At 57.6% G+C, this 8,066-nt stretch carries 5 protein-coding genes and 1 pseudogene; 2 read left to right on the plus strand and 4 right to left on the minus strand.

Annotated features, from left to right (window positions below; genetic code table 11):
* Window positions 1-153 precede the first annotated feature (153 nt).
* Window positions 154-822: pseudogene (locus A6F49_RS14805) on the plus strand (IS1634 family transposase); the annotation flags it as partial.
* A gap of 407 nt (window positions 823-1,229) precedes the next feature.
* Here the strand turns inward: A6F49_RS14805 and A6F49_RS14810 are convergent.
* Genes A6F49_RS14810 through A6F49_RS14820 form a run of 3 tightly spaced genes read right to left on the minus strand, consistent with a single transcriptional unit; the run spans window position 1,230 to window position 6,222 of the window.
* On the minus strand, window positions 1,230-2,654 hold the full coding sequence (locus tag A6F49_RS14810) for an aminomethyl transferase family protein (protein WP_235605025.1): 1,425 nt from the start codon (window positions 2,652-2,654) through the stop codon (window positions 1,230-1,232).
* Between the two features lie 2 nt (window positions 2,655-2,656).
* A complete protein-coding gene (locus A6F49_RS14815; protein WP_043055317.1) occupies window positions 2,657-5,749 on the minus strand; it encodes a cytochrome P450 in 3,093 nt (1,030 codons plus the stop codon).
* The gene (locus A6F49_RS14820) at window positions 5,746-6,222 is read right to left on the minus strand and encodes an HtaA domain-containing protein (RefSeq protein WP_161485832.1); all 477 of its coding nucleotides are present in this window, start codon (window positions 6,220-6,222) and stop codon (window positions 5,746-5,748) included. Before A6F49_RS14820 ends, A6F49_RS14815 begins: the two co-directional genes overlap by 4 nt.
* A 75-nt stretch (window positions 6,223-6,297) precedes the next feature.
* Here A6F49_RS14820 and A6F49_RS14825 point away from each other — a divergent pair, with 75 nt between their 5' ends.
* Window positions 6,298-7,242, plus strand: a complete 945-nt coding sequence (locus A6F49_RS14825; RefSeq protein WP_082911832.1) for a LysR substrate-binding domain-containing protein — start codon at window positions 6,298-6,300, stop codon at window positions 7,240-7,242.
* On the opposite strand, the gene A6F49_RS14830 is transcribed toward A6F49_RS14825, so the two are convergent.
* On the minus strand, window positions 7,239-7,922 hold the full coding sequence (locus tag A6F49_RS14830; RefSeq protein WP_043055319.1) for a LysR substrate-binding domain-containing protein: 684 nt from the start codon (window positions 7,920-7,922) through the stop codon (window positions 7,239-7,241). The two genes, A6F49_RS14825 and A6F49_RS14830, sit on opposite strands and share 4 nt — an antisense overlap.
* Window positions 7,923-8,066 lie beyond the last annotated feature (144 nt).

Here is an 8,066-nt window from a genome sequence, read left to right on the forward strand (position 1 = left end):
CGGCGAGTCCTACCGCGTCAAAAACGCCCTAATGAAATAACCCCTTATCGCCACTTTGGCAGGAAACCCTGCCAAAGTGGCCGGATTCTTATCGCTTTAATGGCCGACTTCTAATTGACAAAACACATTCACCACCAACCGGATGCCCCACCGGAGGATGGTACCACCGTGGATACCGTGACCACCCGAGGCCGACACCAGCCAAATCCTGACCGGATCAATGACCCTGATGAGCCCGTGTGGGACCCGTCAGCCGATGCCAAACATTGGCGGGCCGTGTGGCAATACCGAGCAAAACGCGCTCACCGGGACGTCACCACCCTAGAAGCTCAGCGACAACGCGCCATGCGTGTCGTTGAGGGCAATCAGGCAGTGAAATCCGCGCGGTTCGTGAAAACCCAGGGCGCCACCCGGGTCTTTGACCAGACCACCTTTGACCGGGCAACACAGATTGCCGGGTGGAAAGGCTACATCACCAACCTCGATGCTGACACCATGGGTGCCGCCGAAGTCGTGGCTTCCTACCATCAGTTGTGGCACGTGGAGCAATCCTTTCGGATGTCTAAAACTGATCTACGAGCACGGCCGATGTTTCACCACACCCGCGATGCCATCGAAGCCCACCTGACGGTGGTCTTCACCGCCCTGGCCGTAGCACGCTACATGCAAACCCAGACCGGGGTCTCGTTGAAGCGGATCATCACCACCCTGAAACCCCTACGAGAATTCACCGGCCAACTCGGCGACCACGAAATCACGTTCCCACCAGACATCCCCGCCGACGCCCAACAGCTCCTGGACGGGCTCAATATCACGAGCTAAAACGGGTCACTAAACTTGTGCAAGTCAGGTCTTAGGGTCCATCGGGATGGAAATTATCCACCGGATTCACGATGCGCGCATGGGTACGGCACCGGTCGATCCGCGGCCGAAAGCCTAGGCACGAGCAAAGCCCGGGGTCAGAACCTCCCCGGGCTTTGGTACCGCAACCACAGAACCTCAGCGGTACAGCAGGATTAGATTTCCCGCCTCATATAACCACACAGGAACAACACATCTGCGTCTTCGGTAGCGCCGCAAGTCATCTCGACATTCGGGCATCTACCAGATGGTTTCCATCGTGAGACCATTATGCATGTGACAGCAGTCACAGTCAAGCATTTGTTCTCACTTTTATGGTTTTTCCGTGCCGTCCATTGGATTCTGTGGCGTCGATGCGACGTACTTGGTTACTGTCGGTAAGCTGTCCTTGCAAATTCCGTGAGTGGAGCGGGTTGAACTGTCGCCCTGATTTCCACCTGTACGTGATCTTCAACCTGCAGTTTTTTCGACGGCACGTCCTCGCCCCACTTCACCACGACTTCAGTACCCGGTTCGGCGAAGGCTTCGTCGACCACGGCCAGCGACAGCATGGCTTTTTCATTCGAGGAGTAGCCAGTCCAGGTGGATAAGCCAACCAACTTGCCATCCACCTCTACCCGGTCAAAGTGGAAGGTGTCATAAAGCGCCATTGGCAGATTAATGAATTTGGCTCCGGTGCCCGGCTGGAACATCGATGCATACGCCTTGCCCACGTCGTCACCATTCCACACCAGTGTGACCTTTTGGCGGCCACCTTCCGATGGCATATTTTCTAATGCTTGCCGACCGATGAAGTCGTGGTCAAAGGAAATGATCCGCCCATAATCGAGTTCATGTGGGGTGAAATAGTAGTCTTCAATATTTTCAGAATAGAAACTTCCACCCAACGGGGAGACGGTCTCATAGGCGTTGTCGGTGAGCCACCGACGATAATCGGCCATTCGTTCATCGGTGTATATGGCCGGCAGCGGTCGTGGCAACCACCCGGATTCCAGAGCGTTGGTGTGATACGCCCGGGCACCGACTTGTACTAGATCGTGGGCTTTTCCGGCTTCGAGAATGGCGCCGTGGACAGCTTCACGGTCCTCCCATGGACCCCAGATTTCGACGCCAGGCTCACCAGCCATTCCGTGGCGTAGCACGCGCACGGGTTTACTAGCGATGGTCACGGTGGTCATGTGGAAGAACTTCAGTTTCGGAGGTTCTTGCCCACTGGCATCGCGCAGTACCTCCATGGCACCCGGGCCCTGGAGCTGGTAACGATACAGTTCTGGTGGTCCCTGCCGATGCAGCGAAGTCTCATCGCGGCGGACCTCGACGTCATAATCGCCGGTTTCGGCATGATATTGCATCCAGTTGATCGACGGCGGAATACCGACGGCGCGGTATTCATCTTCGTCAAGGTGAAACAGGATATTGTCGCCGATGATGTAGCCCTGATAGTTGACGGCAACGAACTGTTTGGCCTTATCGACCGGGAAATTTTCCATCGAGTTGATCGCCAGGGCTTTGATGAGTCGCAGAGCGTCTGGGCCCTTGAGGTTCAGGTCCACCATGTGGTGGGACTGGTCGTAGATGACGGCGGTGCGACGCCAGGCGAGCTGTTCATCGCGCCAGTTAGAAAACTCTGGTGCAAGTCGCGGGACGACCGAGGGCGGGGTTTGGGAATCCCACAGCAGGTTGACTGGATTGCCGGCTTGTTGAATTGCATCTTCGAGTGACATCATGACTCCCGTCAGTGTTGTGGCGTTCAAAGGGTTGGTCGAGAAGAGCACCTCGTGACGATTGGACACGATCAGCTGACTACTACAGCTTCTTGTAGCTTCGCCTCCAGTAGTTCGTTGATAACGGTGGCCACCCAGGCGGTTGCTGCATCGGTGGCCAGAATATGACCGCCGGCGTCGTGACGGCCGATATCGCCGATGCGGCGCGCTCCCAGGTCGTGGAATGCTTCATCCAGGAGGTCAGCACCTTTGGAGTAGAACTCATAGGACCGATCGCCCAGCCCGAAAAGGGCGTAGTGCAGTGAATTCAGCTGGGTCCCTTCGGCTAACAGTCGGGCGTAGAGCTCGCGGATGCCGGTGGGCAATTCGCCTTCGTCGTAACTGGAGGTGATCACCAGCATCGGGGTGGTTGTTTGGAAATCTACCGGTTGTAGCGTTGACATGTCGATAGCTGTGGCGTTGGCGCGGTCGGCCAGGGCGCGGACGAGTTCTTCAGCGACCAGTTCGGCGTTGCCCGATTCGGTGGCATAAGCAATGGTCAGCGGCGGCAGGTGCTCGTTGTTGAGCTCAACTGCGTGTTGCGGTTGCTGCGAGCGCGGCATCTGGGTAGCCGAAGCAGCAATGAATCGACGACGGCGCACATCGATCAGTTTGGTACGTGGACGCGGTGCATCCGTATTGGTTTTCTCGTACGCGTCGATCATCAGCCACCCGTCCCAGGTGGTGGACCGGGCAAGGTGGTTGCGTAGCGCGGGTAGCCCTGTCACCTGTTTGGTGCCTGCGGCGGCAAGATCGGTTGCGATGACCTCGGCCAATTCGCGTGCATCGGTGCGCTGTGATGGGATGGTGCCAACCGGTCCGCGGCGCAGCCAACCAGCAGCGTACAGCCCATCGGCTACCCGGCCGGTCTCGCGCGCGTCGTGGCTGATCTTCAGCAGCTGTTCGGTGTCGGCGCCATGGAAGCCGATGGCAGTGATGACCGAGGTGGTGCCGATCATGAAGGACATCGTACTCGACGACAGCGAGATCGCTTCGATGGCGTCATCGGCGGTCACTACAGCTTCTGGAGTGTGGCCGAAGTACCAGTTGATCTTCATGCGTGCATCAGGTTCCACCGGGCGTGCTGCGAGTTCGGCCACAAGTTTGGCTCGGGCGTCGTCGCTCACGGCTTCAGCATCGAAGCCGGTTACGGTGTGGGTGATGCCGGGTAGATCGGTGATCTCGCGCAGCATGACGGTGTCGAATTTTGCGGCGGTGACGTCAGACCGGCCGATGACGTTGATGGTGTGCAGGTCTTGGGTCAGCGCAGCGTGGGTGGGTTCGTCAATGTCGGAGGCGGCCAGCTGCTCGGGGGTTGAGGCCAGCAGGCGGATCATGTCCATGGCTACGTTGCCATTACCGACCACCGTGGTCGTCTCCCCCAGTGTTGGCAGCTGGGTAGTGGCCTGGTGTTGTTCGGCATCGGCATTGAGTAGTCGCGCGATCTTTCCGGCCCCGTAGACCTGCGGTGCGTCGGCACCATCAATGGCCAGCTTGTTGTCGGCGCTCAGGCCCGTAGCCACAACCACCGCGTCGTGGGTGTCGCGCAGTTGCTGCAGGGTAACCTCGGCCCCGTCAGCGTGCATGGTCGAGACTTTGGGCGCGTGAAAGGATGGACGACCATGGATTGCCACGTCGTCGAGCGGCTGTCCGGTAGTCACCGTGGTGGAGCCGATGAATTCGACCCCTTGTCGTTCAAAGAGCTGACTGAATTGCACTTCGACGTCTTTAGTGCCCTGGTGGTCGGCGGCCACCCCGGAGCGCACCAGGCCAAATGGTGTCGGGGATTTATCGAAGATGGTCACCCGGGCATCCGGCATGCGTCGCTTGATGGCCTGGGCTGTGTAGGAGCCCGAAGGACCCGAGCCCACGATGGCCACGTGTGCTGGTCTGGCCTCGGACTGTCCGACGGCTGGTTCTTCGGCATCCCAGCGTACGGGCAGCAGGTCCATGCCGCGGAAGACCCAGCCGCCGGCTTCTGCTGGCTGGTTTGGGATCAAGTCGAGGTTCGGCAGTTCGGAGAACAGTTTTGGTAGCGCTGCGGCAAATTGTGCGCGAGCTACCCAAGCGCCGAGGCACACGTGCACGCCTTTACCGAAGGCCAGGTGGGCGCCTTCGCCTGTGCGGGTCAGATCAAAGCGTTCCGGATTCTTCCAGTATTGTTCATCCCGGTTGGCCGACAGCAGGGAGATCCCCAGTTTCGCTCCGGCCGGTAGGAACGTCCCCTGCAGTACGACGTCGCGGGTAGTCTGGCGCGAGTACATGCCAATCGGGGCAACCCAGCGGATCGCTTCATCAAACACGGCGTCCCATTTCGCAGGGTCGGCTTGGACCAGCGCCAATTGATCTGGGTTTTGCATTAGTGCCCAGGCGGCTACACCGATCGCATCGCGCGGTTCGTTGAGTCCTCCGCCGATGGTCATTTTCAGGTTGGCTCGGATCGATTCTACAGGCATTTGGTAATCGGGCAGTCTCACCAGTGCAGACAGCATTGAGTCGTCCTGGTGCTTTTTGTGCCAGGCCAGCATCTCATCGAGGGCCTCATCAACTTCGTTATACGAGGCCTCGCCCTTGGCCCACACCACCGGATCATCAGCGTAGTTGCCGGTGGCATCAATCATCGTTTGCGACCAGCGCTGCAGATCTTGCTGGGTCACGTTATGTAAACCGGTGACGGCGCGCAAATTTTCGCCAGCAAATGGTGCCGCAAAATCCCAGACGAGATCCGCACCTGGGCCTTTGGCTTTGAGCTCGTTGAGGTAACGCTGGGCATTGCGTTCAAAAATTGGGGCCCAGGTTTTCTTGACCACCGATGGGCGCATGACCGGCTGCCAGGCTTGGCGTTCGACCCGGTGCTCGGGATCGTCTTTACGCAACATGGAGTGGCCCATGGCACGGATCATCAACGAGCCTTCTTCATTAGCCGAAAAGGTTTCTTGGTCCAGTTCGGTGTCGTGGACGGCGTCATAGGAGGTGATCAGATACCGTCCGATTGCCGGGATCCAGTGCACCCCGCCTTCGGAGCGAAGGCGTTCGAAGGTAGGGAACGGGTCGCGGTAGAGTTCCTCGATCGTCACCCAGTCTGCAACTGGAGCTGGTTTGCCGTGGTGGTGTGGTGTGGTCATGAGTCTTGATCCTTTTCTGCCCAGACAATTCGCACCGGGTCAAAGAGCGTGCCTTCGTTGTAGTTACCCATGAACAAATCGGTTCCGGATTCAGTCAACCGGGCCGTGCCGGTCGCCTCGTCATGCAATTCAATGTCGACGATCGGCATCCGGGAGCCGGGTTCAAATGGGTCCACGATGGTCAGCTGCCAGCGCTCACCATGGCATTGTAGCCACGGCTGCTGCACGGTAACCGCCATCATGCCGTTATGCCCGCGAAATTCCAGATCGCCGACAAACCGCAGTTCGTGTGCGGTCGCTGATGCGGCATCCAACGGAAAGAAGGTCGCGCCTGATTCCAATATCTTTGCACCGTTGTGCACCGCCACGAGGCCGTCGGGGATCCGCTGGATATACTCCCAAAACGGAGTATGGACTCCCCAAGCCAGCCCGGCGATGCGGTCGATGCGTGCAAAGAGGGTGTTGTCGTTCACACCATTAACTGTGACGCACACAATAAAGAAGTGCAACTGAGGGTAATGTTGGTTTATATGCACTAAAATTTCGTTATGACTTCTTCGCCTGGAACACAGCCCACCCTGCGCCAGTTGGAACTGTTCATCGCCGCCGCGCACTATGGATCGTTCGCCGCAGCCGCTGACACCAAATTCGTCACTCCGAACGCGGTGTCATCGGCGGTCACCGAACTCGAGACCATCTTCAATACGCAACTGTTTATTCGACGCCGCGCCAAAGGACTCATTACGACGACAGCGGGCCATGATTTGGTCGTGCACACTGAGCGGCTACTAGCCCAAGCTGAAGAACTCACCTTGTTGATCGGCAACCGTGACGATACACCACGAGGTCCGGTCAAGATTGGTTGCTATGCCACGCTGGCGGCAACGATTATTCCCGAGCTGTGGGCGCGAACCACGCAACAGCTACCGCACATTACACTCGACATCGAAGAGGGTCCGGTGGAGCAGCTGAGTCAGAAACTTCTCGAGGGGCGCCTGGACATGATGATTTCCTACCAGATCGGGCTACCCACCGGTGTCATCTCGGACGAACTCTTCCATGCCTCGCCGCACGTCTCCTTACCGGAAAACCACCCCCTGGCCAATCAGCATTCCGTGGCACTCAAAGCACTGGAAGACGAGCCACTGATTCTGCTGGATTTACCCCCGGCTGGAGACAATACGTTGCGACTACTCCACGGTCAGGGCCTGCACCCCAACGTCATCCACCGCTCCACAAGCTATGAAACCGTACGCTCCATGGTGGCTCGCGGTTTTGGCTACTCTTTGTTCTTTCAAGCAACACACACGGAACTGTCACATGAAGGGCTGCGCATCGTCGATCTGGCAATCGACCCACCACTAGCCACCGAACCGGTGGTACTTTCTCGCGACCTCGAAGCTCACGCTACGCATCGCGCTGACGCTGTACGAGAACTGGTCATCACGATGTTCACAGCCTCAGCACCCGACGGTCCTGAACGTCGACACTAAAGCTGGCGGAACACCGGGGAGGTATTGACCAGCTCATCAATGAAGTCCAGAAACATTTTGACACGCTCTGTTTCGGTGGCAGCTTGAGTTTGGGTAACTCCCAAGGTTGAGGGACGAATACTGTCCGTTAACCGCAGGGCAACGACGGTGTTCCCGTCATAGGTGGAGGTGGTGGCTGCACGTTGAAACAGCACTGTAATGCCCAATCCGTTACCCACCAAACAGCGGGCGACCTCAAAACTTGAGGTATTGTGCACGACTTTCGGCTCGAGCCCCACTTGAGCATATAACTCACGTGTGTTTTGCAAGGTGGGTTGAATATTTAGTCCAATCACCGGCTCGTCGGCGACGTCTCGCAGGCTGACCTCGAGCTGCCCAGCCAAACGATGATGGGCAGGTACCAGCAAATAGGGTCGAAACTCATAGAGCGGGGTAAAGAACAGCTTCTCAGAAACCTGGAACCCATACTGGATTGCGACATCGAGCTGACCGAGTGCCAACCGATCATACAGGCCCTGGGCACTATCCTCGGTCAACCGCAGATCAAGTCCCGGATACAGTGTGGCAAATTCCTTGAGGATGGGCGGACTGAAAAATGGGGCAAGTGTTGAAAACAGCCCCACGCGGAGCAAACCAGAAACCTCTCGCTTGGAATCGGAGGCTTCCTCGACCAGCTGCAATGCATGCAGTATTAAATGGCTCTTCGGAATTTTGGGTGTAGATGATGTTTTAGATCAGGGCGTGTTGAAGGCATAAAAAGAGTCGAGGTCTTCCGAAGATGGAAGTGACGAAACAACACATCTGAAGAAAGACCTCGACATGGC

The organism is Enteractinococcus helveticum (assembly GCF_001657475.1).
In the GTDB taxonomy this organism is placed as follows: Bacteria; Actinomycetota; Actinomycetes; order Actinomycetales; family Micrococcaceae; genus Yaniella; species Yaniella helvetica.

What these genes read in the sequence shown, in the direction of transcription:
- A6F49_RS14815 (WP_043055317.1), bottom strand. Translation starts at nt 5,749, where the DNA reads ATGACCACACCACACCACCACGGCAAACCAGCTCCAGTTGCAGACTGG.
- A6F49_RS14825 (WP_082911832.1), top strand. Translation starts at nt 6,298, where the DNA reads ATGACTTCTTCGCCTGGAACACAGCCCACCCTGCGCCAGTTGGAACTG.